This window comes from Kitasatospora phosalacinea (genome assembly GCF_000717185.1).
Lineage (GTDB): Bacteria > Actinomycetota > Actinomycetes > Streptomycetales > Streptomycetaceae > Kitasatospora > Kitasatospora phosalacinea_A.
In genome coordinates this window covers 60,939-85,260 of record NZ_JNYE01000050.1, presented here as the reverse complement: position 1 = coordinate 85,260, position 24,322 = coordinate 60,939, and the positions used below count along the sequence as shown (strand labels likewise).

Annotated in this window: 21 protein-coding genes, 2 tRNA genes and 1 pseudogene; 2 read left to right on the top strand and 22 right to left on the bottom strand. The window is 72.3% G+C overall.

The genetic code is table 11. The annotated features are described in order from the left end of the window. Positions 1-14: 14 nt before the first annotated feature. The 5 genes from OO57_RS21440 to OO57_RS21420 all read right to left on the bottom strand — a co-directional run bounded on the left by OO57_RS21440 (position 15) and on the right by OO57_RS21420 (position 3,540). Positions 15-743 (bottom strand): class E sortase, encoded by a 729-nt coding sequence (locus OO57_RS21440; protein ID WP_033254179.1) that lies wholly within the window; start codon positions 741-743, stop codon positions 15-17. A gap of 18 nt (positions 744-761) precedes the next feature. Continuing rightward, on the bottom strand, positions 762-1,700 hold the full coding sequence (locus tag OO57_RS38555; RefSeq protein ID WP_324606793.1) for a class E sortase: 939 nt from the start codon (positions 1,698-1,700) through the stop codon (positions 762-764). 12 nt (positions 1,701-1,712) lie between these two features. Next, complete coding sequence (locus OO57_RS21430) at positions 1,713-2,375, bottom strand: aminodeoxychorismate/anthranilate synthase component II (RefSeq protein ID WP_033254178.1); 663 nt, start codon at positions 2,373-2,375, stop codon at positions 1,713-1,715. Between the two features lie 58 nt (positions 2,376-2,433). Further along, positions 2,434-2,604: a hypothetical protein gene (locus OO57_RS44835; protein ID WP_033254177.1), complete on the bottom strand. Its 171-nt coding sequence runs from the start codon at positions 2,602-2,604 to the stop codon at positions 2,434-2,436. A 165-nt stretch (positions 2,605-2,769) separates the two neighbouring features. Beyond that, positions 2,770-3,540 carry a DUF881 domain-containing protein gene (locus OO57_RS21420; protein WP_063737614.1) on the bottom strand — a complete coding sequence of 257 codons (771 nt, stop codon included), beginning with the start codon at positions 3,538-3,540 and terminating at the stop codon, positions 2,770-2,772. A 154-nt stretch (positions 3,541-3,694) separates the two neighbouring features. On the opposite strand from OO57_RS21420, the gene crgA reads away from it, so the two are divergent. After that, complete coding sequence (gene crgA, locus OO57_RS21415; RefSeq protein WP_033254176.1) at positions 3,695-3,949, top strand: cell division protein CrgA; 255 nt, start codon at positions 3,695-3,697, stop codon at positions 3,947-3,949. Positions 3,950-4,206: 257 nt separating this feature from the next. On the opposite strand, the gene OO57_RS21410 is transcribed toward crgA, so the two are convergent. Both OO57_RS21410 and OO57_RS21405 read right to left on the bottom strand, forming a co-directional pair. Further along, entirely contained in the window at positions 4,207-5,109 is a 903-nt protein-coding gene (locus OO57_RS21410) for a rhomboid family intramembrane serine protease (RefSeq protein ID WP_234337440.1), read from the bottom strand. Positions 5,110-5,282: 173 nt separating this feature from the next. After that, positions 5,283-5,585 (bottom strand): annotated as a pseudogene (locus tag OO57_RS21405) (peptidylprolyl isomerase); the annotation flags it as partial. A gap of 170 nt (positions 5,586-5,755) precedes the next feature. Here OO57_RS21405 and OO57_RS21400 point away from each other — a divergent pair. Further along, complete coding sequence (locus OO57_RS21400) at positions 5,756-6,637, top strand: DUF5324 family protein (protein ID WP_051778044.1); 882 nt, start codon at positions 5,756-5,758, stop codon at positions 6,635-6,637. Positions 6,638-6,784: 147 nt separating this feature from the next. On the opposite strand, the gene OO57_RS46855 is transcribed toward OO57_RS21400, so the two are convergent. The 15 genes from OO57_RS46855 to dnaA form a co-directional block, all read right to left on the bottom strand. Then, complete coding sequence (locus tag OO57_RS46855; RefSeq protein WP_267884976.1) at positions 6,785-7,129, bottom strand: MarR family transcriptional regulator; 345 nt, start codon at positions 7,127-7,129, stop codon at positions 6,785-6,787. Positions 7,130-7,457: 328 nt separating this feature from the next. After that, positions 7,458-7,530: transfer RNA gene (locus tag OO57_RS21390), tRNA-Ala, on the bottom strand. Between the two features lie 110 nt (positions 7,531-7,640). Next, positions 7,641-7,769 carry a DLW-39 family protein gene (locus OO57_RS45800; protein ID WP_014137031.1) on the bottom strand — a complete coding sequence of 43 codons (129 nt, stop codon included), beginning with the start codon at positions 7,767-7,769 and terminating at the stop codon, positions 7,641-7,643. Positions 7,770-7,869: 100 nt separating this feature from the next. Then, on the bottom strand, positions 7,870-8,259 hold the full coding sequence (locus OO57_RS21385) for a DUF6191 domain-containing protein (protein WP_324606792.1): 390 nt from the start codon (positions 8,257-8,259) through the stop codon (positions 7,870-7,872). Positions 8,260-8,342: 83 nt separating this feature from the next. Then, on the bottom strand, positions 8,343-9,383 hold the full coding sequence (locus OO57_RS45795) for an endonuclease/exonuclease/phosphatase family protein (RefSeq protein ID WP_051778042.1): 1,041 nt from the start codon (positions 9,381-9,383) through the stop codon (positions 8,343-8,345). Positions 9,384-9,665: 282 nt separating this feature from the next. Then, positions 9,666-9,739, bottom strand: a tRNA-Ile gene (locus OO57_RS21375). Between the two features lie 16 nt (positions 9,740-9,755). After that, positions 9,756-11,129 (bottom strand): SAM-dependent methyltransferase, encoded by a 1,374-nt coding sequence (locus OO57_RS21370; RefSeq protein WP_033254175.1) that lies wholly within the window; start codon positions 11,127-11,129, stop codon positions 9,756-9,758. 222 nt (positions 11,130-11,351) lie between these two features. Continuing rightward, positions 11,352-12,014, bottom strand: coding sequence for a DUF3566 domain-containing protein (locus OO57_RS21365; protein WP_033254174.1), 663 nt, complete (start codon positions 12,012-12,014; stop codon positions 11,352-11,354). A gap of 104 nt (positions 12,015-12,118) precedes the next feature. After that, on the bottom strand, positions 12,119-14,719 hold the full coding sequence (gyrA, locus tag OO57_RS21360; RefSeq protein WP_033254173.1) for a DNA gyrase subunit A: 2,601 nt from the start codon (positions 14,717-14,719) through the stop codon (positions 12,119-12,121). Positions 14,720-14,756: 37 nt separating this feature from the next. Further along, positions 14,757-16,748 (bottom strand): DNA topoisomerase (ATP-hydrolyzing) subunit B, encoded by a 1,992-nt coding sequence (gene gyrB / locus OO57_RS21355; protein WP_234337439.1) that lies wholly within the window; start codon positions 16,746-16,748, stop codon positions 14,757-14,759. A gap of 273 nt (positions 16,749-17,021) precedes the next feature. Further along, complete coding sequence (locus tag OO57_RS21350) at positions 17,022-17,534, bottom strand: DUF721 domain-containing protein (protein ID WP_033254171.1); 513 nt, start codon at positions 17,532-17,534, stop codon at positions 17,022-17,024. A gap of 67 nt (positions 17,535-17,601) precedes the next feature. After that, the gene (gene recF / locus OO57_RS21345; protein ID WP_033254170.1) at positions 17,602-18,738 is read right to left on the bottom strand and encodes a DNA replication/repair protein RecF; all 1,137 of its coding nucleotides are present in this window, start codon (positions 18,736-18,738) and stop codon (positions 17,602-17,604) included. Between the two features lie 36 nt (positions 18,739-18,774). Continuing rightward, the gene (gnd, locus tag OO57_RS21340; RefSeq protein ID WP_033254169.1) at positions 18,775-19,650 is read right to left on the bottom strand and encodes a phosphogluconate dehydrogenase (NAD(+)-dependent, decarboxylating); all 876 of its coding nucleotides are present in this window, start codon (positions 19,648-19,650) and stop codon (positions 18,775-18,777) included. Between the two features lie 143 nt (positions 19,651-19,793). After that, positions 19,794-20,924 (bottom strand): DNA polymerase III subunit beta, encoded by a 1,131-nt coding sequence (gene dnaN, locus OO57_RS21335; RefSeq protein WP_033254168.1) that lies wholly within the window; start codon positions 20,922-20,924, stop codon positions 19,794-19,796. Positions 20,925-22,132: 1,208 nt separating this feature from the next. Then, complete coding sequence (dnaA, locus tag OO57_RS21330) at positions 22,133-24,007, bottom strand: chromosomal replication initiator protein DnaA (protein WP_033254167.1); 1,875 nt, start codon at positions 24,005-24,007, stop codon at positions 22,133-22,135. Positions 24,008-24,322: the final 315 nt, after the last annotated feature.

Sequence of the window (24,322 nt, the reverse complement as noted above, 5' to 3'; positions counted from 1 at the left end):
GTTGCGGCGCCCGGTCAGCGCAGTTCGGGCGGCGGGGTGCGCCTCGCGTCCACCGGGTCGACCCGGACCAGCTGCGCCCAGACCGCCATCCGGTAGCGGGAGGTGTACACCGGCGTGCAGGTGGTCAGCGTCAGGTAACGGCCCGGGCCGGTGAACGGCGAGCCCTCGGGGACGGGCGCCACCACGCCCACGTCGTACTTGGAGGTCTGCGGCAGCGTCCCGGCGACCCGGTAGACGTACCAGGCGTCCTTGGTCTCCACCACCACCGGGTCGCCCACCGCCAGCTTGTCCAGGTCGTGGAACTTCGCGCCGTGCCCGTCGCGGTGCGCCGCCAGCGCGAAGTTGCCCTCCGCGTCCCAGGGCATCGCCGAGCGGTACGGCTCCTCGTAGACGCCCGCCACGCCCTCGTCGAGCACCTCCGCGGTGGTGCCCATCCGGATCAGCGTCTGGTCGCCCGCGCCGAAGGCGGGCACGTGCAGGAAGCCCAGCCCGTCGCCCGCCGCGTACTGCGGCACCGGGGCGGCGGTGGTGTCCCCCGGCGGCGCCGCCGGGGCGGACCAGGTCTGCCGCAGCCGGTCCCCCGCCCGCCCGGCGGCCCGGTCGGCCACCACGTCCGTCCACCACAGCGAGTACCCGACGAACAGCGCCAGCACCAGCCCCAGGGTGATCAGCAGCTCCCCCAGCAGCCCCAGCACCGCCCCCAGCCGTCCGCGCCGCCGCCCGCCCCGAATGGCTGTGCCCATGGTGCCGTGCCTCGCTGCTCAGTGTTGCCCGGTCAGCACCTCCGGCTGCCCCTGGCTCCTCGGCCGTTCCTCGACCATCTTGCCAAACACGATCAGCCTTCCCCGGGCACTGAACTCCGGCGTGCATGTCGTCATGGTCAGGTAGCGGCCCGGCGCGGTGAACGGCGAACCCTTCGGGACCTTCTGCAGCACCGTCACGTTGCTCGGCGGGGTCTCCGGGATGCCGCCCGCCACCTCGTACGTGTAGTACGCCGTCGCGGTCTCCACCACGATCCTGTCGCCCGGCACCAGCTGGCCGATCTTCCGGAACGGCTGCCCGTGCGTGGTGCGGTGCGCGGCGACCGCGAAGTTGCCGTCCGGGTCGGACGGCATCGCGGTGCCCGCGTAGTGGCCCACCAGGCCGTGGTCGAGCACCTTCTGCTTGTCGGTGCCCTCGGCGACCGGGTAGTCCAGGCCCAGCTTCGGGATGTGGATGATGGCGAAGCCCTGCCCGGGCTCGAACTTGGTCTGCGGGACCGGGGTCGTCCCGCCGGACGGCACGGGCTGTTGCTGCTGCTGGGCCCACTGCTGCTCCAGCTTGTCGCTGGCGGCGCCCGCGTCCCGGTCGGCCAGCACGTTGGTCCACCACAGCTGGTACGAGACGAACAGCAGCATCACCGCGCCGAGGGTGATGAACAGCTCCCCCAGCAGCCGGGCCAGCACCACCCGCCTGCGCTCCTTGGGGCGCGGCGGCCGCGGCCCGGTGCGCTTGCCGGTGGCCCGGCGGCGGCCGGTGCCCGCCCCCCGGCGGCGGTCCGCCCGCCCGCCCCCCGACGGCGGCCCGGACGGCCCGGGTATCGCCCCGGCGCCCGCGGTGTCGGACAGCCGCAGCTTCAGGGTCTGCTCGGCCGGGGCCTCGTAGACGCCCCACCCCTCCGGCTCCCCCAACTCCTCGGGAGCGCCCCCTTCCGGGCGCACGGCGGTCACCCGTCAGCCCCGACCGATGACCGGGGCGAGGCCGGCCGAGCGGCCCACCGCCTCCGGGAAGCCGCACTCGGCGAGCCAGTTGGCCAGCATCCGGTGGCCGCCCTCGGTGAGCACCGACTCCGGGTGGAACTGGACGCCCTCGATGAGGAGTTCGCGGTGCCGCAGCCCCATGATCACGCCGCTGTCGGTGCGCGAGGTCACCACCAGCTCGGCGGGCACCGTCCCCGGGTCGACCGCCAGCGAGTGGTAGCGGGTCGCGGTCAGCGGCGAGGGCAGGCCCGCGAAGACGCCGCCGTCCTCGTGCAGCACCGGCGAGGTCTTGCCGTGCAGCAGCTCGGGCGCCCGCCCGACCACCGCGCCGTGCGCCACCGCGATCGACTGCAGGCCCAGGCACACCCCGAACAGCGGCAGCCCGGTGCGCGCGCAGTGGTGCACCATCTCCACGCACACCCCCGCCTCCTCGGGCGTGCCGGGCCCGGGGGAGAGCAGCACCCCGTCGTAGCCCTCCTCGCCCGCCCGCGGCCGGGCGTCGGCCACGGTCAGCTCGTCGTTGCGGACCACCTCGCAGACCGCACCCAGCTGGTACAGGTACTGGACGATGTTGAAGACGAAGCTGTCGTAGTTGTCGACCACGAGGATCCGGGGCGCTCTGCCGGCGGAGGTCATCGCTACTCCTGGGGTACGGGTGCGTCGGGGGACGGACTGGCTCGCAACGGCGCCGGGATCAGCCGCCGTTGCCCTGGTCCACCGTCACGTTCCCGAAGGGGAGCAGCGGCTCGGCCCACGGGAAGACGTACTGGAACAGGACGTAGACCACCCCGAGGACGAGCAGCAGGGCGATCAGCGCGCGCACCGGCGCGGGGCCCGGGAGATGCCGCCAGATCCAGCCGTACATGGTGCTCCTCGGTGATTCGGGTCTGCACAAGCGTAGACGCACCACCGCCCGGCCCAGGAGGGTATCCGGGCAACGGGGACCGCCCGCGGCCCGTCCAGGGGGCCCGGGGGCGCCTCGGGGTGCTCCAGGGGTGCTTCAGGGGTGCCCTTGGGCGCCCGGGGGCGCTCAGGGGGCGGTGGCGGCCCGCAGGTCGGCGGAGCCGGTGTAGCCGGGCAGGGTCAGCTCGTCGCTCTCCTGGACCTTCCAGCCCAGCCCGTACGCGGCCACGTAGCCCAGGTAGTTGCGGATCGTCGGGTCGGCGTCCACCGCGGAGCGCAGCGCCTCGCTCTTCCCGACCGCCCGGATCACGTACGGCGGCGAGTAGACCCGGCCCTGCAGCAGCAGGGTGTTGCCGACGCAGCGCACCGCGCTGGTGGAGATCAGCCGCTGGTCCATCACCTGGATCCCCTCGGCGCCGCCCCGCCACAGGGCGTTCACCACGGCCTGGATGTCCTGCTGGTGGATCACCAGGTCGTTGACGTCGGGCTCGGGGACGCCGGGGATCCGGGCCGTGGCGTCCGGCGGGGCGTCGTCCAGGGTGACGGTCAGCCCGGGCCCGCGCAGCGCCTCCAGCCCGGCGGCCCGCTGCAGTTCGGCCAGTTTCGCGGCGTCGTCCGGGCTCTGCCCCTGCTGCCGGGCCAGCCGGTCGGCCCGGTCCCGGTCCTCGGAGACCTGCTCGGAGAGCTGCTGGTTCTGGGTGGAGCGCTGCTGTATGACGTCGCTGAGCTTGAGCAGCGAGTTGTCGGTGCGCAGGTCGGTGCCGTGCGCGGTCTGGGCGCTGACGTAGAACAGCAGTCCCGCGAGGGCGAAGACGGTGCAGGTCAGGGCACGTCCGACAATTCGCCCCCGTCGGGGGCGCGGAGCCGGGGACGGCGAAGAAATCGTGGAATCAGGCACCGTACCCTTATCTCCTTATGACCCGGCGAGCCACTACGCTAACGGACGCCGGTGGCATGTGCGGAGGACCAACCGTACGGACCGGCCCGCCATTTGCCGCCCGCCCACGCTGACCCACCCGCGCGGTCACAGCGCATCGACAGGAGAACCCCTCGTGCCGAAGTCTCGACTCCGCAAGAAGGCCGACTACACGCCGCCCCCGAGCACCGCGACGGCCGTGAAGATCAGTTCCGGCCGGAGCTGGGTGGCACCACTGATGCTGGTGTTCTTCCTGGTCGGCCTGGTCTGGATCGTCACCTACTACGTGACCAGCGGCGACTGGCCGGTGGGCGCCTGGGGCAACTGGAACATCCTGGCCGGCTTCGGCTTCATCGCGGCGGGCTTCGGCGTCTCCACGCAGTGGAAGTGACGCCGACTCCGCCCGCCCGGCGGACCGGCTGACCGCAGCACCCCCGCGACACCCCGCACCGCTCCGGACGCACGCTCCGGGGCGGTGCGGGTGCTGCCCCGGCGGGGGCCGTGACGCAGCGTCCGAACGTTTATCCACAGGGTTGTCCACAGTGGGGAAAACTCTCCCGCTCCTGTGGATAACTCGCAACGCAGCAGCATAACGCGCGTAGAGCCGAGAAATCGAATCGGTGGGCGCGTCCCGACTGTGGACAGACCTCAGCCGGGCAGCCGCGCCGTCCCGACCAGCAGCATCAGCAGGACCGCGGCCAGCCCCCCGGCCACCGCCAGCCCCTGCACCAGGTTCCGGCGCTCCCGCGGGGCGTACATCATCCCGGCGGCGACAGCCGCGCCCACCACCAGGCCGCCGACGTGCGCGCGCCAGTCGAGGATGTCGTGCAGTGAGAAGCTCAGCACCAGGTTGACCACCAGCAGCGCGATCACCGGCTGCATCGGCGTCCTGGTCACCCGGAACAGCACCGCGGTGGCGCCCAGCAGGCCGAAGATCGCACCGGAGGCACCGACCGAGTTCAGCCACTGGTTCGACGGGGTCAACAGGTAGGCGAACGCGTTGCCCGCCAGCCCGGACACCACGTACAGGGCCAGGAACCGGAGCCGGCCGAGCACCCGTTCCAGCTGCGGCCCGAGCACCCAGAGCGAGAACATGTTCATCGCGACGTGCAGCAGGCCGCCGTGCACGAACATCGCGGTCCCCAGCCGGTACCACTGCTCCGGCCCCTCCGCGACCCCGATCCGCACCCAGGGCACCGGGGCGAGGCTGCGCAGGGCGAGGTCGTCGAAGAGCGCGGGCGCCAGGTACTGGGTGAGCAGGAAGACCAGCAGGTTGATCCCGATCAGCACCTTGGTGACCAGCGCCCCGTCGCCGAGCGCCAGCAGCGCCCCGGCCGAGGTCCTGGGCTGCTGGCGGGCCCGCTCCTCGCGGGCGGCGGCGCCGTGCACGCAGTCCGGGCACTGGAAGCCCACCGCGGCGGGCACCATGCACTCCGGGCAGACCGGGTGCCCGCACCTGGTGCAGCGCACCCCGGTCTCCCGCTCGGGGTGCCGGTAGCACCCGGGCAGCCCGCTCCCCGCGCCCTGTCCGTCCGCCGGCGTCGGTCGCACGGGCTCCTCCGGATGCATCGCCGCTGTTCCTCCCTCAACGAAGACGGTCCCGGCGCCGCCACCGCCGAGAACGGGGCACCACCGGGACCGCCCAGGCTACTGCGCGCCGCCCGCGCGGGGCGGCCGGGCGCGCGACCCGGGTCAGCCGCGCGAGACGACGACCTGCTGGATCACCACGTCTTGGTGAAGGCGAGGTCCGGGTGGAACTCGTCGGCGAACTTGTAGCCCGGGCCGCCGGTGCCGTTGCCCAGCGGGTCGCCGCCCTGGATCATGAAGCCGCTGATCACCCGGTGGAAGACCGTGCCGTCGTACAGCGGCTTGGCGGCCAGCTCGCCGGTCTTCGGGTCCTTCCACTCGCGGGTGCCCTCGGCCAGCTCGACGAAGTTGGCCACGGTCTTCGGAGCGTGGTTCGGGAAGAGCCGGACCACGATGTCACCGTGGTTGGTCTTCAGGGTGGCGGTGAGTTCCTCGGCCACGACAGCACCTTCCTCAAAAACTTTTACCTGACTATCCGGGGAATCATCCCACGTGGCTCGCGGACGGCTCAGCCGAAGGTGCCCGGCAGCCGGACGGCATGCATGATCTCCTATCAGGTGGAAAGGTGCAGACCGGACAACGCCGGACACCCGCCGAGAAGGAGAAGCCCGTGAGCCGTACGGACACCGCGCGCGAGACCGCCGGACGGGCGAAGGACGCCGTCGCGCCCTACGCCGCCTCCGCCAAGGAGACCGCCCTGCACTACGCCGAGGAGGCCAAGCAGGTGCTCGGCCCCAAGCTGGAGGCGCTCGGCCCGAAGGCCGCGGCCGCCGGGGCGCAGGCCAAGGCCGGGGCGGGCCACGCCGCGGCCGCCGCCCGGGTGCAGTACGTCAAGCACCTCGCCCCGCACCTGGAGAGCGCCTTCACCAGCCTCCCCCCGGAGACCCAGAAGGCCGCGCTCCGCGCCGTCCACCGGGCCCAGGAGGCCGCGCTCGCCGCCAAGCTGTCGGCCGGGCACGCCGCCGGGCACGCCAGGGCCACCGTGGTGCCCAAGGTCACCGAGACCTTCCAGGCGGCCGTGGAGAGCGTCACTCCGATCGCCCAGGAGGCCCAGACCCGCGGCGCCGCCGCGGTCACCGCGCTGCACGGCAACGTCAGCGCCGCCGAGATCAGCGCACTGGCCGCGAAGAACGCCAAGAAGCAGCACCGCAACGGCTGGGCCACCGGCCTCGCGGTGGCCGGGACGCTGGCGGTCGGCACCGGCGTGCTGGCCTGGCAGTGGTACCGCAAGCAGAACAACCCCGAGTGGCTGACCGAGCCCCCGGCCCCGGTCACCCCGCCGGACAGCGCCCCGGCCGGGGCCTCGCCCGCCGCCACCACCACGCCCTCCTCGACGGCGCCCGGCAGCGCCGCGGGCGGCCCGGTCGGCGGCGCCGTGCTCAACGGCTCCGTCCCGCACGAGGAGCCCGGCCCGGCCGACGCTTCGGAGCCCGGCGCCAAGCCCGCCGACGACGACCGCCCCAAGCCGCACGACCCGCGCAAGCCGCACTGAGCCCGCCCCCGACCCGCGCGAACACTCCAGCGGTCCCCGCCCCCCGGGCCTCCCCCGGCGGCGGGGACCGTTCCACGTCCGGGCACCGCTCAGCGGCGGACCAGCACACCTCCTCCACGGCCGCCAGCACGCCCCGCAACAGTTCGTTCAGCGCCCGGGCCGCCCCCCTCCGGCATCCGCGGCCACGATCCCCGCGTGCGCCGCGGTCACCGCCCGCACGGCCGCCTCCGCGGCCCGCACCCCCTCCGGGGTCAGCCGCACCCAGGAGCTGCACCCGTCCCCCGCGTCCGCCTCCCGCGACGCCAGGCCCGCGGCACCCAGCCGCTTGAGCACGTTGCCCGTCCCGCCGGAGGACAGCAGCAGGGCGCTGGTCAGCCCGGTCGGCTTCAGCCGGTACGGCTCCCCCACCCGGCGCAGCACGGCCAGCACCCCGTACTCGGCCGCGGTCAGCCCGAGTCGCTCCAGTTCGCGCGCCGCGACCTCGTCGAACACCTCGGTCAACAGGGCGTTGCGCTTGGCCAGTTCGAGCGGGAGGCCGGTGATCTCGGGCAGCTCGGAGTGCCAGGCGGTGATGATCCCGTCGACGTGGTCGAGCTCGGCCGGATCCGCCCCGCCCCCGGCGCGGTCGGGCCACCCTCACCCGCGAGGCCGTCACCGTCTGAGACCGGGGCCGGAGGGTCCGGAGGGGACGGCACGGACCGCACGGGCGGCACGGTTCGGCGGAACCGTGCGGCCCGGTGGTGGAACCCGCACCGGAAGGCTCCGGGCACGCAAACGGCCCCCGACCTGTTTCCCCAGGTCGGGGGCCGTTCGACGACTGTGGAGCCTAGGGGAGTCGAACCCCTGACATCTGCCATGCAAAGACAGCGCTCTACCAACTGAGCTAAGGCCCCGAGCAACGGGGGATAGCCTACCCGCTCCCGGGCAGCCGCCCACGCGGGTTTCGGACCGGCCGCGGCCCGTGCTCCGCGGGCCGGCCCGAGAAGACTTCGTCAGTCGGCGCTCAGCGGCCGGCGGGGACCGGGTCGGTGGCCTCGGTCCACAGGTCCTGCTCGGCGCGGTCCGCCTGGACCTGACGGTAGACAAAGAAGCCGCCGAGGGCGACCAGGGCGACCAGGAGGAGCTTCTTCACCGCGGGACCTCGTCCTTCTTGCTTGCTTGGATGGGGGAGCACGAACCAGCGGTCAGGGTGCAGACCGCCCTGGGGCCGATGATACACACCGGTAACCCGTTCAAGAGCGGCCCCCGCCACCGCCAACCGACCGATCCGCCACCGGCTTTGACGCCCCACCATCAGTGCGATCTTCGGACCGCGGATTCGCCGCCCGGATCACCGCCACCCCGCCGTCCAGGTCGACCGTCGAGCGCGGCGGGGCGGCGTCGCCCTCCTCGTCCCGGAGCATCAGGGTGGTCCTCCGCTGCTCCAGCTCGGCCTGCTTCCCGGCCGCGAACTGGGCGTGCAACTGCTCGAACCCGGTCGCCGAGACCTGGCCCTCCCGGCCCGTCCCGCGCCAGGGCACCCAGCGGCTGCGACTGGCCCGCAGCGCGACCTGGTCCACGAACGCCAGCACGACCAGCACGCAGACCAGCCCCGGCAGGCTCATCGCCCAGAACAGCCCCATGCACCCGACAACGCACCCGGGCGCGCCGCCGTTCCCGCCCGACGACGCGCCCGCGCGCACCACTGACCGCTACCGGCTACCGGCTACCCCCGGCGCCGCCGCAGCCGGGCCAGGTCGCGCCGGATCGCCCGCACGTCCTCCGAGAGCACGTCCCACCGGGCGTCCATCACCTCCTGCCGGGCGTCCAGGCCTTCCAGCCGCGCCTCCTGCCGGGAGATCCGCTCACCGATCGCGGTGACCAGCACCCCCTGCGCCTCCAGCCGCCGCTCGAGCGACCCGACCGACCCCACCAGCCCCGAGACCAGCGCGGGCAGGTCCTCCGCCGTGAACACGAACCCCGGCTCCTCCGCGTACGGCGGCACCACCGGCCCGTCCTCCCCGGGCAGGTGCGCCCCGAACGGCTCCAGCCCGTCGATCCGCCGCCGCCAGGCCGCCACCGCCGGGTCCCGCCGCCCCGCCTCGTGCTCGTCCCACCGCAGCTCGCTCCACCGCCGCCACGGCCGCGCCCGGAACGCGTGCACCACCGGCGGCTCCACCACCGGCCGGGCCGCCGCCTCCACCGCGTCCAGCAGCCGCCCGCGCACCCGCCGGGCCACCTCGCTGTCGCGCAGCAGCATCGCGACGTTCAGCACGGCCCGCCGCGAGTAGAGCGCCACGCCGTTGCCGCCGCCCTGCGGACGGCCGTAGGAGTTTTCCACAGGCTGTGCGGGGCCGGAGGGGGTCCCGACACCTCCTTCGGTACCGCTGACCTGCCAGAAGGACTTCTTGTCCCTCTGGTTCTCGTTGTCCACAGGGTGTACCGACCACTCGGCCCCGTCGGGCCGCCGGTCACCCCCCTGCGGGGCGCTGACCTGCCAGCCGTTCGTTTTGACCGGCTGGTTCTCGGGGTTATCCACAGGCCTGAGGACGGTGAACCCGTTGCTCTCCAGCTCCTGCCGGTGGCGGCGGACCACCTTACGGATGACGTGCTCGCTGACCTCGAAGTAGTCCGCCACCATCCGCGTGGTGACGTACAGCCCGTCGGGCAGCAGGACGAGGGCCTTGACCTCGTCGAGGACTTCGGTGCGCTCGCACAGGCCGCTTCGGAGCGTCCTGGATTCGAGCAGCGCGGCTTCCATGGACATGGGTTGCCTCACAGGGTGAATGAAGACATGACGTGGGAACCGCCCGGGAGCCCGGGGCGGGCGGGGCCGGATCATCCGCCGACCGGAGCAGAGGTCGCGCTACGTCCCACGTCACCCAATGGCCGGTTCTGTCGCCCGGCCATCCCCGACTTCACATCAGTTTCGAGTCAGCTCACCCTGTGTTGCCTCTGCGCACCGGGCCCAACGAGCGGGCGGGGGCGGGGTTACGGGTGCAACACGTCGAAGGCCCCGATCACCAGGTGATCGGGGCCTTCGCGCCGGTGGGCCTAACAGGACTTGAACCTGTGGCCTCTTCCTTATCAGGGAAGCGCTCTAACCGTCTGAGCTATAGGCCCTTGCCGCACTGAAAGATTAGCGGACCGACGGCCGATCTCCCAAATCCGTATCCCGGGCGTCCCCCGGACGGTGCTGCTCAGCGGCCCCGGCGAGCCACTGGGGGCGGGTCGGGGGCAGGCCGGAGGCGCCCGCGGGGGTGGGGCGGACGGCGAGGACCTGGTTGATGCCGATGTGGTTCTGCTCGAAGGAGACGGCGGAGGCGGCCATGTAGAGGCGCCAGACCCGGGCCCGGCCGCGGCCGGCCAGGGCGACGGCCTCGGGCCAGTGCGCCTCCAGGTTGGCGACCCACTCGCGCAGGGTGCGGCCGTAGTGCTCGCGCAGGGCCTCGACGTCGCGGACCTCGAAGCCGGCCTCCTCCAGCCGGGAGACCGTGGTGCCGACGGGGGAGAGCTCGCCGTCGGGGAAGACGTACCGGTCGATGAAGGGGGAGAGCCGGTACGCCTCGCCGGGGGGCAGCGGGCGGCGGGCGATCTGGTGGTTGAGCAGGCGGCCGCCGGGGGCGAGCAGGTCGTGGAGGTGGCGGGCGTAGACCAGGTACTGGGCGGAGCCGACGTGCTCGGCCATGCCGACGCTGGAGACGGCGTCGAAGGGGCCGTCGGGGACCTCCCGGTAGTCCTGGAGCCGGATCTCGATCCGGTCGGCGAGGCCCGCCTCGGCGACCCGCTGCCGGGCCAGCGCGACCTGCTCGGTGGAGATGGAGACGCCGACCGCGCGGACGCCGTGGTGGCGGGCGGCGTGCAGGACCAGGGAGCCCCAGCCGCAGCCGACGTCCAGCAGGCGCATGCCGGGGCGCAGGCCGAGCTTGCGGCAGATCAGGTCGAGCTTGGCGGCCTGGGCGTCCTCCAGGCTCTTGGCGGCGGGCTCCCAGTAGGCGCAGGAGTACACCATGCTGGAGCCGAGGACGAGCCGGTAGAAGTCGTTGCCGACGTCGTAGTGGTGGCTGATCGCGGCACGGTCGCGGCGGCGGCTGTGGGCCCGGCCGCGGCGGCGGTGCACCTCCTCGGCCGGGGGAGCGGGGTTCGGGCCGACGGCGCCCAGCCGCAGGGCGGCGGCGAGCAGGCGGCGGCCGGGGGCGCCCAGGTAGTCGCGGGGGCCGATCCGCGGCCGGGGGGCGGCCCGGTCCTCGGCGAAGGCGGTGACGGCGGCCAGCACCTCGTACAGGTCGGTGTCGGGGGCGACTTCGAGGTCGCCGGAGACGTAGGCGCGGGCCAGGCCGAGCTCGCCGGGGGCCCAGAGCAGGCGGCGCAGGGCGCGGCGGTTGCGCAGGACGACGGTGGGGGCGCCGGCCGGGCCGGCCTGGGAGCCGTCCCAGGCGCGCACCCGCAGGGGGACCGGACGGCCCAGCAGTTCCTCCACCGCGCCGACCAGTTGCTGTGCGTGCTGCCCCATGACGGACCTTCCGACCAGTCGTACCCGTCGGGTCGCCCGGTGACCGCCGGAAGCGGCCGGGCGGCCCGCTGGACCGTTCCCGTTCTTCCATCTGTGCTCGGCGGGCCGCGGTGCCAATCCCGGTGCACCGGGCGGTCACCCGATTGCCCCGGGGACGGCGAAGGGCCCCAAAAGCGTCAACGGCCTCCGGGGCCCGGGGAATTCCGCCGGTCCGACGCGGGGTCAGTCCTCCTCGGCGAGGGTCAGCTCGATGCCGCCGGTGAAGCCCGCCGCGGAGTTGTAGATGAAGGCGGCGAGGGTGGCCAGGGCGGTCATCAGGACGATGTCGACCAGGGCGATCAGGGTGGTGAAGAGCATCACCTTGCCGAACCCGATGTAGTCCATCAGGTCGAAGGCGCCGGAGCTGTCGCTGCCGCTGCCGGTGACGTCCTTCAGGGTGCCGCTCAGCGAGGAGAAGACGCCGAGGCCGTCGAGGGTCATCCAGAGCACCGCGGCGGCCACGATGATGATCACGCCGAGGGCCAGCGAGAGCAGGAAGCTGACCTTCATCACCGACCACGGGTCGGCCTTGGTGACCCGCAGCCGGGCCTTGCGGGTCCGGCCGGTGCCGCCGCCGGAGGGCGGCGGGCCGGGACGGCGGGACTGGCCGCCGCCCTGGCCGGGAGCGCCGGGAGCGCCGGGAGTGCCCGGGGCGCCGGGGACGCGGGTGCCGCGCGGCGGGGTGGGCTGGCCCTTGGCGTACGTGGTGGGCTGGGAGAAGCCGCCCGCGGGCGGGGCGCTCGGCGGGGGCGGCGGGGTCTGACCTCCGTAGGGCTGCTGGGCGGTTCCGCCCGGCCCGCCCGCCAGGCCGCCCGTGGCACCTCCAGCACCCGTGGCTCCGCTCACCGTGGTCCTCCCGAACCGTCCGCCAGGCCGGTGGCACACCGTCCTGGTCCGTTTTGTGCTCCTGCGCCGCGTGCCCCGGTGGCCCGCGGTCGCGCGTCCGGGCGTCAGCCCTGCTCGGGCGTGCCGTCCGCGTCCTGCTCGGCGGGGGCCGCGGCGTCCGTCTCGTCGACGGCGTCGTCCGCGCCCTCCTCCTCGTCGGCCTCCGCGTTGCGGGCCATGCCCACCACCGCGTCGCGCTTCCCGAGGTTGATCAGTTGGACGCCCATGGTGTCACGTCCGGTTTCACGCACTTCGGAAACCCTGGTCCGAATCACGCCGCCGGACAGCGTGATGGCCATGATCTCGTCGCTCTCCTCGACCACCAGGGCGCCGACCAGCGAGCCCCGGCCCTCGACGATCTTCGCCGCCTTGATACCGAAACCACCGCGTCCCTGGACACGGTACTCGTCAACCGAGGTCCGCTTGGCGTACCCGCCGTCGGTGGCGGTGAAGACGTAGGTGCCGGGCCGCACCACGTTCATCGAGAGCAGTTCGTCGTCCTCGCGGAAGGCCATGCCCTTCACCCCGGAGGTGGCCCGGCTCATCGGGCGCAGCGCCTCGTCGGTGGCCTTGAAGCGGATCGACTGGGCCTTCCGGGAGATCAGCAGCAGGTCGTCGTCGGCGGAGACCAGCTCGGCGCCGATCAGCTCGTCGTCCCGGCCCTCCTCGTCCTGGCGGAGGTTGATCGCGATCAGGCCGCCGGAGCGCGGGGAGTCGTAGTCCTTGAGCAGGGACTTCTTGACCAGGCCGCCGCGGGTGGCGAGGACCAGGTACGGCTTGTCCTCGTAGGTGCGCACGGCCATCACCTGGGTGATGTGCTCCTCCGGCTGGAAGGCCAGCAGGTTGGCGACGTGCTGGCCGCGGGCGTCGCGGCCCGCGTCGGGCAGCTCGTAGCCCTTGGCGCGGTAGACCCGGCCCTTGTTGGTGAAGAACAGGATCCAGTTGTGGGTGGTGGTCACGAAGAAGTGGTCGACGATGTCGTCCTGCTTCAGCTGCGCGCCGCGCACGCCCTTGCCGCCGCGCTTCTGCGAACGGTAGAGGTCGGAGCGGGTGCGCTTGACGTAGCCGCCGCGGGTGATGGTGACGACGATGTCCTCCTCGGCGATGAGGTCCTCGATGGAGAGGTCGCCGTCGGAGGGGATCAGGGTGGAGCGCCGCTCGTCGCCGTACTTCTCGACGATCGCGGTGAGCTCCTCGGAGACGATCTCGCGCTGCCGGGAGGGCGAGGCGAGGATCGCGTTGTACTCGTTGATCTTGGCCTGGAGCTCGTCGTGCTCGCTGAGGATGCGGGCGCTCTCCAGGGCGGCCAGGCGGCGCAGCTGCATCTCGAGGATGGCGTTGGCCTGCAGCTCGTCGATGGCGAGCAGCTGCATCAGGCCGGTGCGGGCGGCGTCCGCGCTCTCCGAGGCGCGGATCAGGGCGATCACGGCGTCGATCTGGTCGAGCGCCTTGAGCAGGGCGCGCAGGATGTGCGCGCGCTCCTCGGCCTTGCGCAGCCGGAAGGTGGTCCGGCGGACGATGACCTCGATCTGGTGGGCGACCCAGTGCCGGATGAAGGCGTCCAGCGAGAGGGTGCGCGGCACGCCGTCGACCAGGGCGAGCATGTTGGCGCCGAAGTTGGTCTGCAGGTCGGTGTGCTTGTAGAGGTTGTTGAGCACGACCTTGGCGACCGCGTCCCGCTTGAGCACGATGACCAGGCGCTGGCCGGTGCGCGAGGAGGACTCGTCGCGGACGTCGGCGATGCCGGCGATCCGGCCGTCCTTGACCAGGTCGGCGATCTTGAGGGCGAGGTTGTCCGGGTTGACCTGGTACGGCAGCTCGGTGATCACCAGGCACTGGCGGCCCTGGATCTCCTCGACCTCGACCACGGCGCGCATGGTGATCGAGCCGCGGCCGGTGCGGTAGGCGTCCTCGATGCCGCGGCGGCCGACGATCAGCGCGCCGGTCGGGAAGTCGGGGGCCTTGATCCGCTCGATCAGGGCCTCCAGCAGCTCCTCGTTGGAGGCCTCGGGGTGCTCCAGCGCCCAGAGCGCGCCGGAGGCGACCTCGCGCAGGTTGTGCGGCGGGATGTTGGTGGCCATGCCGACCGCGATGCCGGTGGCGCCGTTGATCAGCAGGTTGGGGATGCGCGCGGGCAGGACGGTCGGCTCCTGCTGCCGGCCGTCGTAGTTGGCGGCGAAGTCGACGGTCTCCTCGTCGATGTCGCGCATCATCTCCATCGCCAGCGGCATCATCTTGCACTCGGTGTAGCGCATCGCCGCGGCCGGGTCGTTGCCCGGGGAGCCGAAGTTGCCGTTGCCGTCGACCAGCGGCATCCGCATCGACCAGGTCTGCGCCAGGCGGACCAGGGTGTCGTAGATCGAGGTGTCGCCGTGCGGGTGGTAGTTGCCCATCACGTCGCCGACCACGCGGGCGCACTTGTAGTAGCCCTTCTCGGGCCGGTAGCCGCCGTCGTACATCGCGTAGAGCACGCGCCGGTGCACCGGCTTGAGGCCGTCGCGGACCTCGGGCAGGGCGCGCGAGACGATGACGCTCATCGCGTAGTCGAGGTAGGAGCGCTGCATCTCGGTCTCGAGCTCGATGAGCTCGACCCGGTTGCCGGTCTGGGCGGGGATGGTGCTGTCCTCGGGCTGCTCGCCGCCGTCCGGACGGTTGTCGTCGACCACTGGTGGTCAGTTTCCTTTCAACGATCCTGGGCGGACGTCAGACGTCCAGGAAGCGGACGTCCTTGGCGTTGCGCTGGATGAAGGAGCGGCGGGCCTCGACGTCCTCGCCCATCAGGACGGAGAACAGGTCGTCGGCGCGGGCGGCGTCCTCCAGGGTGACCTGGAGGAGCAGGCGGTGCGCCGCGTCCATGGTGGTGACGCGCAGCTCCTCGGCGTTCATCTCGCCGAGGCCCTTGAAGCGCTGGATCGCGTCGTCCTTCGGGAGCCGCCGGCCCGCCTCGACGCCGGCCGCGATCAGCGCGTCGCGCTCGCGGTCGGAGTAGGCGTACTCGAACTCGTCCCGGCCCCACTTGATCTTGTACAGCGGGGGCATCGCCAGGTAGACGTACCCGGCCTCGACCAGCGGGCGCATGAAGCGGAAGAGCAGGGTCAGCAGCAGCGTCCGGATGTGCTGTCCGTCGACGTCGGCGTCGGCCATCAGCACGATCTTGTGGTACCGGAGCTTGTCGGCGTCGTAGTCCTCCTGGATGCCGCAGCCGAAGGCCGAGATCAGCGCCTGGACCTCGGTGTTCTGCAGCACCTTGTCGATCCGGGCCTTCTCGACGTTCAGGATCTTGCCGCGGATCGGGAGGATCGCCTGGGTGCGCGGGTCGCGGCCCTGCTTGGCGGAGCCGCCGGCCGAGTCGCCCTCGACGATGAAGATCTCGCACTCGGCCGGGTCCTTGGACTGGCAGTCCGAGAGCTTGCCGGGCAGCGAGGCCGACTCCAGCAGGCCCTTGCGCCGGGTCAGGTCGCGGGCCTTGCGGGCGGCGACCCGGGCGCTGGCGGCCTGGATGGACTTGCGGACGATGTCCGCGGCCTCGTTGGGGTTGCGGTCCAGCCAGTCGGCCAGGTGCTCGTTGACCACCTTCTGCACGAAGGTCTTGGCCTCGGTGTTGCCGAGCTTGTCCTTGGTCTGGCCCTCGAACTGCGGCTCGCCGAGCTTGACCGAGATGATCGCGGTCAGGCCCTCGCGGATGTCCTCGCCGGAGAGGTTGTCGTCCTTCTCGCGGAGCAGCTTCTTGTCGCGCGCGTAGCGGTTCATCAGACCCGTGAGCGCGGCCCGGAAGCCCTCCTCGTGGGTGCCGCCGCCGTGGGTGTGGATGGTGTTGGCGAAGGAGTACACGCCCTCGGTGTAGGACGAGTTCCACTGCATGGCGATCTCGGCGGAGATCGTCCTGTCCTTGTCCTCGGCCTCGAAGTCGATCACCGAGGGGTGGACCGGCTCGCCCTTGCGGGAGTTGAGGTGGGCCACGAAGTCCGCGATGCCGCCGTCGTACCGGTAGGTGACGGAGAGCGGCCGGCCCTCCTCGTCCAGGTGCTCGGGGCGCTCGTCGGTCAGCGCGATGGTCAGGCCCTTGTTGAGGAAGGCCATCTCCTGGAAGCGCCGGGAGAGCGTCTCGAACGAGTAGACGGTGGTCTCGAAGATGTCCGGGTCGGCCCAGAAGGTGACCGTGGTGCCGGTCTCCTCGGTCTCCTCGTGCCGCACCAGCGGGGCGGTCGGGGCACCGGACTTGTACTCCTGCGTCCAGCGGGCGCCGTCGGTGCTGATGTCCACCGCGAGGCGGGTGGAGAGCGCGTTCACCACCGAGATGCCGACGCCGTGCAGACCGCCGGAGACCGCGTAGCCGCCGCCGCCGAACTTTCCGCCCGCGTGCAGCACGGTCAGCACGACCTCGACGGCGGGCTTGTCCTGGCCCGGCATGATGCCGACCGGGATGCCTCGGCCGTTGTCCACCACCCGCACGCCGCCGTCGGCCAGGATCGTGACGCCGATGGTGTCGGCGTGCCCCGCCAGCGCCTCGTCGACCGAGTTGTCGACGATCTCGTAGACGAGGTGGTGCAGGCCGCGCTCACCGGTCGAGCCGATGTACATGCCCGGGCGCTTGCGGACGGCGTCGAGGCCCTCGAGCACCTGGATCGCGCTGGCGTCGTAGGCCTTCTGGTCGGACGGGTCTGGGGTCTGGCTGGGGTTGCCGGAATCGGCCACGAAGCGCCCTCTCTGGCACAGCGCGGGCCGCGCTCCTCCCCGCTTGCCCGGGGAGGTGTGCGACCACGGCGTTTCGACTCTGTTGCTCCACGCAACGTTGTTTGCGCTTCAGTCTACCGGTACGACCGACAGAGAGGGGCGTTTGGCAGCCTCTGAGGGCAGATGTGCCGCCCTGAATCCCCTCAGGACGTGTCCCGATACTCGCCAGGGGGGCTCAGAGCGCCTGGCAGGGCCGCCAGCGATTCCGGAAGATCCCAGTCCGCTCCACCCGGCTCATCCCCAGGTGTCGCCCGGCCCCTTGCTCCCGGGCGCCCGCAGCCGCCCGTAGCCGCGCACCGGCGCGTCCGGCCCCAGCACCTTGATCACCCGGACCGTCCCGTGCCCCAGCTCGTGGTTCAACCGGGCCACCAACTGCCGTGCCAGCAAGCGGAGTTGAGTCGCCCAGGCGGTGGAGTCGCACTGCACGGTGAGCACCGCCTCGTCCTCCGCGTACGACTTCGGCTCGCAGTGCGCCGCGATGTCCGGACCGACGATCTGCGACCAGCGGCCCATCACCCCGCCGACCGCGGCCGGGGCCTCCCAGCCCCGCTCGGTGATCAGCCGGTTCAGCGCGGCCCCCAGCGGCACCGGGTCGCGCCCGTCCGCCCGGGCGCCGCTGCGCAGGCCGGTCCGCTTGGCCTCCCGCCGCTCGCGCACCTGCTCGCCGCGCTGCCTGGCCTGCTCCTTGGCGGCGCGCAGCGCCACCCGGGCCAGGTCCACGCCCGAAAGCTCCGGACCCTCCGCCATCACGCTCCATCCCCAGGCTGTGGACAACTGTCCCGACGAGCCGCCCAGGCTACGTGGTTCCCGGGGCTCACGGGGTCAGCCGGTCCACCGAGCCGCCCGAGACGCCGTACCGGGCGCCGTGCAGCGCCTTCGGCACGTCCTCGGCCACCGCGGCGGTGACCAGCACCTGCTCGCCCCCGGCCACCAGCTCGGCCAGCCGGTCCCGGCGGCGGGCGTCCAGCTCGGCGAAGACGTCGTCCAGCACCAGCACCGGCTCCCCGCCCTCGGCCCGCAGCAGCTCGTACGAGGCCAGCCGCAGCGCCAGCGCGTAGGACCAGGACTCGCCGTGGCTGGCGTAGCCCTTGGCGGGCAGCGGGCCCAGCCGCAGCAGCAGCTCGTCGCGGTGCGGGCCGACCAGGGTCAGGCCGCGGACGACCTCCTGCGTGCGGGCGTCCCGCAGGGCCGCCAGCAGCTGCTGCTCGGCCTGCTCGCGGCTGGTGGGCAGCTCGCCCTCGAAGGAGGAGCGGTACTCCAGGACGGTGTCGCCGCCGCCGGGGGCGAGCTGCCGGTAGGCCTCGGCGACCAGCGGCTGGAGGGCGGACACCAGCTGGATCCGGAAGGCGGTCAGCTCGGCGCCGGCCCGGGCCAGGTGGCCGTCCCAGACCTCCAGGGTGGCCAGGTCGGCGGACTTGCCGCCGCCCGCCCGGCGGGCCGTCGCCGCGGTCCGCAGCAGGGCGTTGCGCTGCTTGAGCACCCGCTCGTAGTCGGAGCGCACCCCGGCCAGCCGGGGCGCCCGGGCGGTCAGCAGCTCGTCCAGGAAGCGGCGGCGCTCACCCGGGTCGCCCTTCACCAGGGCGAGGTCCTCGGGGGCGAACAGCACGGTGCGCAGCACGCCCAGCACGTCGCGCGGGCGGACGTTGTCGGAGCGGTTCAGCCGGGCCCGGTTGGCCTTGCCGGGGGTCAGCTCCAGCTCGACCAGGGTGGTGCGGCCGCCCTGGGAGACCACGCTGGCCCGGATCACCGCCCGCTCGGCGCCGAGCCGGACCAGCGGGGCGTCGGTGGCCACCCGGTGGCTGCCCAGGGTGGCGACGTAGCCGATCGCCTCGACCAGGTTGGTCTTGCCCTGGCCGTTCGGGCCGACGAACGCGGTGACGCCCGGGTCGAGCGGAACCTCGACCCGGGCGTAGGAACGGAAGTCGGCGAGCGACAGGTGCGCGACGTGCATGACGGTGGACTGCGCTCGCCTTCTGTCCGGGGCTGCTTACTTGGACTCGACCGCGTGGCCGCCGAACTGGTTGCGCAGCGCGGCGATCATCTTCATCTGCGGGGAGTCCTCCTGGCGGGAGGCGAAGCGGGCGAACAGCGAGGCGGTGATCGCGGGCAGCGGCACCGCGTGGTCGATCGCGGCCTCGACCGTCCAGCGGCCCTCGCCGGAGTCGGCGGCCCAGCCCTTGAGCTTGGCCAGGTGCTCGTCGTCGTCGAGCGCCCGGACGGCGAGGTCGAGCAGCCAGGAGCGGATGACGGTGCCCTCCTGCCAGCTGCGGAAGACCTCGCGCACGTCGGTGACCTCGGGGGCCGCCTCCAGCAGCTCCCAGCCCTCGGCGAAGGCCTGCATCATCGCGTACTCGATGCCGTTGTGGACCATCTTCGCGAAGTGGCCGGCGCCGACCTTGCCCGCGTGCACCGAGCCGAAGTCGCCCTCGGGCTTGAGCGCGTCGAAGACCGGCTGCACCTTGGCGACGTCGGCCGCCTCGCCGCCGTACATCAGCGCGTAGCCGTTCTCCAGGCCCCAGACGCCGCCGGAGACGCCGCAGTCGACGAAGCCGATGCCCTTCTCGGCGAGCAGCTCGGCGTGCTTGACGTCGTCCGTCCAGCGCGAGTTGCCGCCGTCGACCACCACGTCGCCGGGGGAGAGCAGCTCGGCCAGGTGCTCGACGGTCTCCTGGGTCGGGCCGCCGGCCGGGACCATCACCCACACCACGCGGGGGGCCTCCAGCTTGGCGACCAGCTGCTCGATGCTGTCGACGTCGGCGAGGTCCGGGTTGCGGTCGTAGCCGATGACGGTGTGGCCGGCGCGGCGGATGCGCTCGCGCATGTTGCCGCCCATCTTGCCGAGACCGATGAGGCCGAGCTCCATGACAAGTCCTTCACTGTGGTGTCGTGCCTGATGGCGGCGCCGTTGCCGCACCCACTGAGCCTACGCCGACGCCGAGGGCGCGCCGGGCAGCCACAGGGGCGCGGAGGCTGCCCGCCCCTCGCGCCCCTGGTGGTGACGAACGGTCAGCCGGAGAGGCGGACCGGCATGATCAGGTACTGGTAGGCCTCGTCCGGCTCCGCGTCGACCGCGGGCTTGCCGGTGAGCAGGGCCGGCTTGGTCGGGGTGGTGAAGCTCAGCTGCGCGTAGCCGGCGTCGATCGCCTTGAGCCCCTCCTCCAGGTAACCGGGGTTGAAGGCGATCGAGATGTCGTCGCCCTCGAGGTCGGCGTCGATCCGCTCGGTGGCCTGCGCGTCGTCGCCCGAGCCGGCCTCCAGGGTGAGCACGCCCTGCTCGAAGTTCAGCCGGACCGGGGTGTTGCGCTCGGCCACCAGCGAGACGCGCTTGAGCGCCTCCAGGAAGGGCTGGGTCTGCACCGCGGCGACCGCCGAGAACTCGGTCGGGAAGATCGACCGGAACTTGGGGAACTCGCCCTCCAGCAGGCGGGTGGTCGTCCGCCGCCCGGCGCCCTCGAAGCCGATCAGGCCCTCGCCCGCGCCGCCGGTGGACAGCGCGATGGTGACCTGGTCGCCGCTGCCCAGCGACTTGGCGATGTCCTGCAGGGTCTTGGCCGGGACGAGCGCGACCGCGTTGATGTCGTCCTGCTCGGGCTTCCAGAGCAGCTCGCGGACGGCGAAGCGGTACCGGTCGGTGGCGGCCAGGGTGATCCCGCTGCCGTTGATCTCGACCCGGACGCCGGTGAGCACCGGCAGGGTGTCGTCGCGGCCGGCGGCGACCGCGGCCTGGCTGACCGCCGAGGCGAACACGTCGCCCGGGACGGTGCCGGTGGCGGTCGGCATCTGCGGCAGGGCCGGGTACTCGTCGACCGGGAGGGTCGGCAGGGTGAAGCGGGAGGTGCCGCAGACCACGCTGACCCGGGCGCCGTCGGTGGAGATCTCCACCGGGCGGTTCGGCAGGTTGCGCGAGATGTCGTTGAGCAGGCGGCCGGAGACCAGGACGGTGCCGGCCTCCTCCACGTCCGCCTCCAGCTCGACCCGGGCCGAGACCTCGTAGTCGAACCCGGACAGCGCCAGGGCGCCCTCCTGGGCGGTCAGCAGCAGGCCGGCCAGCACCGGCACCGGCGGCCGCGCGGGGAGGCTGCGGGCAGCCCAGGCCACCGCCTCCGCGAGGACATCACGCTCCACCCGGAACTTCACCGGTAACCGCCTCCTGGCTGCTGTTGCCGCACGGCGGCTCGGTACCGCCCACCGTGCTGTTGATCGTCTGATCCTCTTGCGGCCCCCGGGAGGCACCGGGCGGATCCGCTCCGCCCCGTCCTGCTTCCGGTTGCCGAAGGACAGTCTGACGTACTCGGCTGACAGCCGGGGCAGATGGGCACAAGCGGGCCGAACAAATGTCGGGGCCCGGTTGTCCACAGATTCGGGCCACCCCCACTGTTGATCAAGCTCTGAGCTCTCTATGTGTAGCAGTAGTAGTAGGGCCTGTGGATACCGTGGATAACCCCGTTTTCGCAGCTCAGAGGCCGGATTTTGTCCACAGGACCTGTGGACGGCGGCTGTGGACAACCAGGCCCTGCTGTGGACAACCGAGAGTAATCCACAGGGCACGCTGAGTATCCACAGGTTATCCACAGCTGTGTCCACAGAAATCGCCCGAGTTATCCACCGCTCCCGATCAACATCACGTGACGCCTTTCACACCCAGGGCTGACAAGGGAGTTGATGTTGCCGAACTGTGGACGCAGCTGTGGAAAACCTGGGGATAACTCACCCGTTCCTGTGGACAGCCGGTGGATAACCCTGTGGACCGGCTGACGGGGCCTCAGTTCTCCACAGGCTGTGGATAACCGTTGTGCACAAGTCCACAGGTGGTTGACCTGCGCCGAAGAGCGTAGCGGCGATCCACCTGTGGAGGAACCTCTGGATAACTCGGCCCCGCGCACCCTGTGGACGGGGAGAACCCACCCGTTCCTGTGGAAAACCGGGGTGCGCACCCGAAACGTTCGATTGGCTGCGCAGACGTTCGGTGCGGCGGCGGGCCCGGGGAACGGGCCGGCACCCGGATTCCTGCCCCGCCGCAGGCCCTTCCACACCCCCGGCCCGACCCGGCCGGCCCCGATCGGCGCGATCCGGCCACCGCCGGAACCCTCGCCGCGTTCGATCGGCCGCCCCCTACTACGCGGCGGCCGCCGCGGTCCGCGGAAGGGGCCGCCGTGCACTCGGACGAGTGCTTCCGGCCGCGGGCCCACCACTCGTCCGAGTCACGTCCCGAGCATGCGGAAGGGGAGCCGGGCCGCCCTGGCCCGACTCCCCTACGAGGCGTCAACTACCCTTGTGCTGAAGGCTTTTGGACATCCCGTGCGGTGCCGTTCCGGCCGCTCCGCACGGTGTCCGACTTTTGTTAGCTAGCTCTTGATGCGGTTGGTCAACTCGGTGACCTGGTTGTAGATGGACCGGCGCTCGGCCATCAGCGAGCGGATCTTGCGGTCCGCGTGCATCACCGTGGTGTGGTCCCGGCCGCCGAACTGGGCGCCGATCTTCGGCAGCGACAGGTCGGTCAGCTCCCGGCACAGGTACATGGCGATCTGACGGGCCGTCACCAGCACCCGGCTGCGCGAGGAGCCGCACAGGTCCTCGACGCCCAGGCCGAAGTACGCGGCGGTCTGCTGCATGATCACCTGCGCGGTGATCTCCAGCCCGGCGTCCTCGTCCCCGCCCGGGATCAGGTCCTTCAGGACGATCCCGGCCAGCTCCAGGTCGACCGGGGCCCGGTTCAGGTTGGCGAACGCGGTGACCCGGATCAGCGCGCCCTCCAGCTCCCGGATGTTGCGGGTGATCCGGGAGGCGATGAACTCCAGCACGTCGGCCGGGGCGTTCAGCTGCTCCTGGATCGCCTTCTTGCGCAGGATCGCGATCCGGGTCTCCAGCTCCGGCGGGGTGACGTCGGTGATCAGCCCCCACTCGAAGCGGTTGCGCAGCCGGTCCTCCAGGGTGATCAGCTGCTTGGGCGGCCGGTCCGACGAGAGGACGATCTGCTTGTTCGCGTTGTGCAGGGTGTTGAAGGTGTGGAAGAACTCCTCCTGCGTCGACTCCTTGCTGGCCAGGAACTGGATGTCGTCGACCAGCAGGATGTCGATGTCCCGGTAGCGCTTGCGGAACGCGTCCGCCTTGCCGTCCCGGATCGAGTTGATGAACTCGTTGGTGAACTCCTCCGAGCTCACGTACCGCACCCGGGTGCCCGGGAACAGGCTGCGCGAGTAGTGCCCGATGGCGTGCAGCAGGTGGGTCTTGCCGAGGCCGGACTCGCCGTAGACGAAGAGCGGGTTGTACGCCTTCGCGGGCGCCTCGGCGACCGCCACCGCCGCGGCGTGCGCGAAGCGGTTGGAGGCGCCGATCACGAAGGTGTCGAACAGGTACTTGGGGTTCAGCCGGGCGTTCGGCTCGTCCTTGCGCGGGCCGCCCGCCGGGGGGGCGCCGGGCGGGGCCGGGACGCCGGGGGGGCGCTCGACCTGGCCGTGCTGCGGCTGGGCGGCGGGCCGGGCGCCGCGGCGGGCGCCGCCCTGGCGCGGCCGGTCCTCGTCCGGGGAGCCGAGCGCCCCGCCGAACAGGTCGCCCTGCGCCGAGTCCGGGCCCGGGCGGTGCGAGCGCCGCGGCGCCGGGTCCGGACGCCGCTCGGGCACCGGGGCCGACTCGCCCCAGCCGCCGGCCTCGGCGCCGGGCTGGTGGTCGCGGTACGGCCCCTGGGCGGGCGCGCGGTAGGGCTCGGCCGCCGGGTACCCCGGGGACTGGTACGGCGGGCGCTGGTAGTCGTCCCCGCCCCGGCCCGGCCAGGCCCCGGGCGGCGGCCCCTGCTGCTGGTAGCCCCCCGGCCCGGCCGGGTAGGGCTGCTCGGCCCGGGTGGGGTACGGCTGCTCGACGCGCGCCGGGTAGGACTGCTCGGGACGCGGGTGCGGCCACTCCGGCACCGGCTCCGGGTCGAGCTCCGGGTCCTGCTCCGGCTCGCCGGCCGGGGCGGCGTTGGCGTCCACCATCACCGCGATCCGGACCTGCCGCCCGAACTCCTGCGAGATGGCGTCGGTCAGCTGCGGCAGCAGCCGGCCCTCCAGCACCTGCTTGGCGAACTCGTTGGGCGCCGCGAGCAGGGCGGTGTCGTGCATCATCCACATCGGCTGGGTGCGGCGCACCCAGTTCTTGTCCTTCTCCACGACATCGCTGTCGCTGACCAGTCGCTCGACGACCCTCGACCACATCAGGACGAGATCGCTGTTGACATCAGCCACTGGTACACGCTTTCTCGTTCCCCGAGCAGGGGGAGCCAGGCAAGGTCCGGGAAGGGGGAGGGGAGGGGTTCGGGTGGCGCGGCGCCGTTGCGGCCGCGAGCACAGAACAAAAGAGACAAGTCCTGCAACGGTAGTCAGCGCGCAGAGCTGATTCAAGTTGCTTGTCCACAGGCTGTGGGCAACGGCGCGGCGGCCACCTGGTTTGACCCTCGGACCCGCTCCCGCGTACCGTAACCAGGTCGAGTTGTCGATGGCCGCTGCCGCATGTCCGCGGGTCCGCCCGCTTCCATGACGCGCGCAGCACGGGCGCCGTGG

Excerpts from the sequence above, each read along its gene's own strand:
- OO57_RS21440 (WP_033254179.1), bottom strand. The coding sequence starts at position 743 with ATGGGCACAGCCATTCGGGGCGGGCGGCGGCGCGGACGGCTGGGGGCG.
- OO57_RS21430 (WP_033254178.1), bottom strand. The coding sequence starts at position 2,375 with ATGACCTCCGCCGGCAGAGCGCCCCGGATCCTCGTGGTCGACAACTAC.
- OO57_RS44835 (WP_033254177.1), bottom strand. The coding sequence starts at position 2,604 with ATGTACGGCTGGATCTGGCGGCATCTCCCGGGCCCCGCGCCGGTGCGC.
- OO57_RS21385 (WP_324606792.1), bottom strand. The coding sequence starts at position 8,259 with ATGGGGCTGTTCTGGGCGATGAGCCTGCCGGGGCTGGTCTGCGTGCTG.
- OO57_RS45795 (WP_051778042.1), bottom strand. The coding sequence starts at position 9,383 with ATGTCCATGGAAGCCGCGCTGCTCGAATCCAGGACGCTCCGAAGCGGC.
- OO57_RS21370 (WP_033254175.1), bottom strand. The coding sequence starts at position 11,129 with ATGGGGCAGCACGCACAGCAACTGGTCGGCGCGGTGGAGGAACTGCTG.
- OO57_RS21350 (WP_033254171.1), bottom strand. The coding sequence starts at position 17,534 with ATGGCGGAGGGTCCGGAGCTTTCGGGCGTGGACCTGGCCCGGGTGGCG.
- recF (WP_033254170.1), bottom strand. The coding sequence starts at position 18,738 with ATGCACGTCGCGCACCTGTCGCTCGCCGACTTCCGTTCCTACGCCCGG.
- gnd (WP_033254169.1), bottom strand. The coding sequence starts at position 19,650 with ATGGAGCTCGGCCTCATCGGTCTCGGCAAGATGGGCGGCAACATGCGC.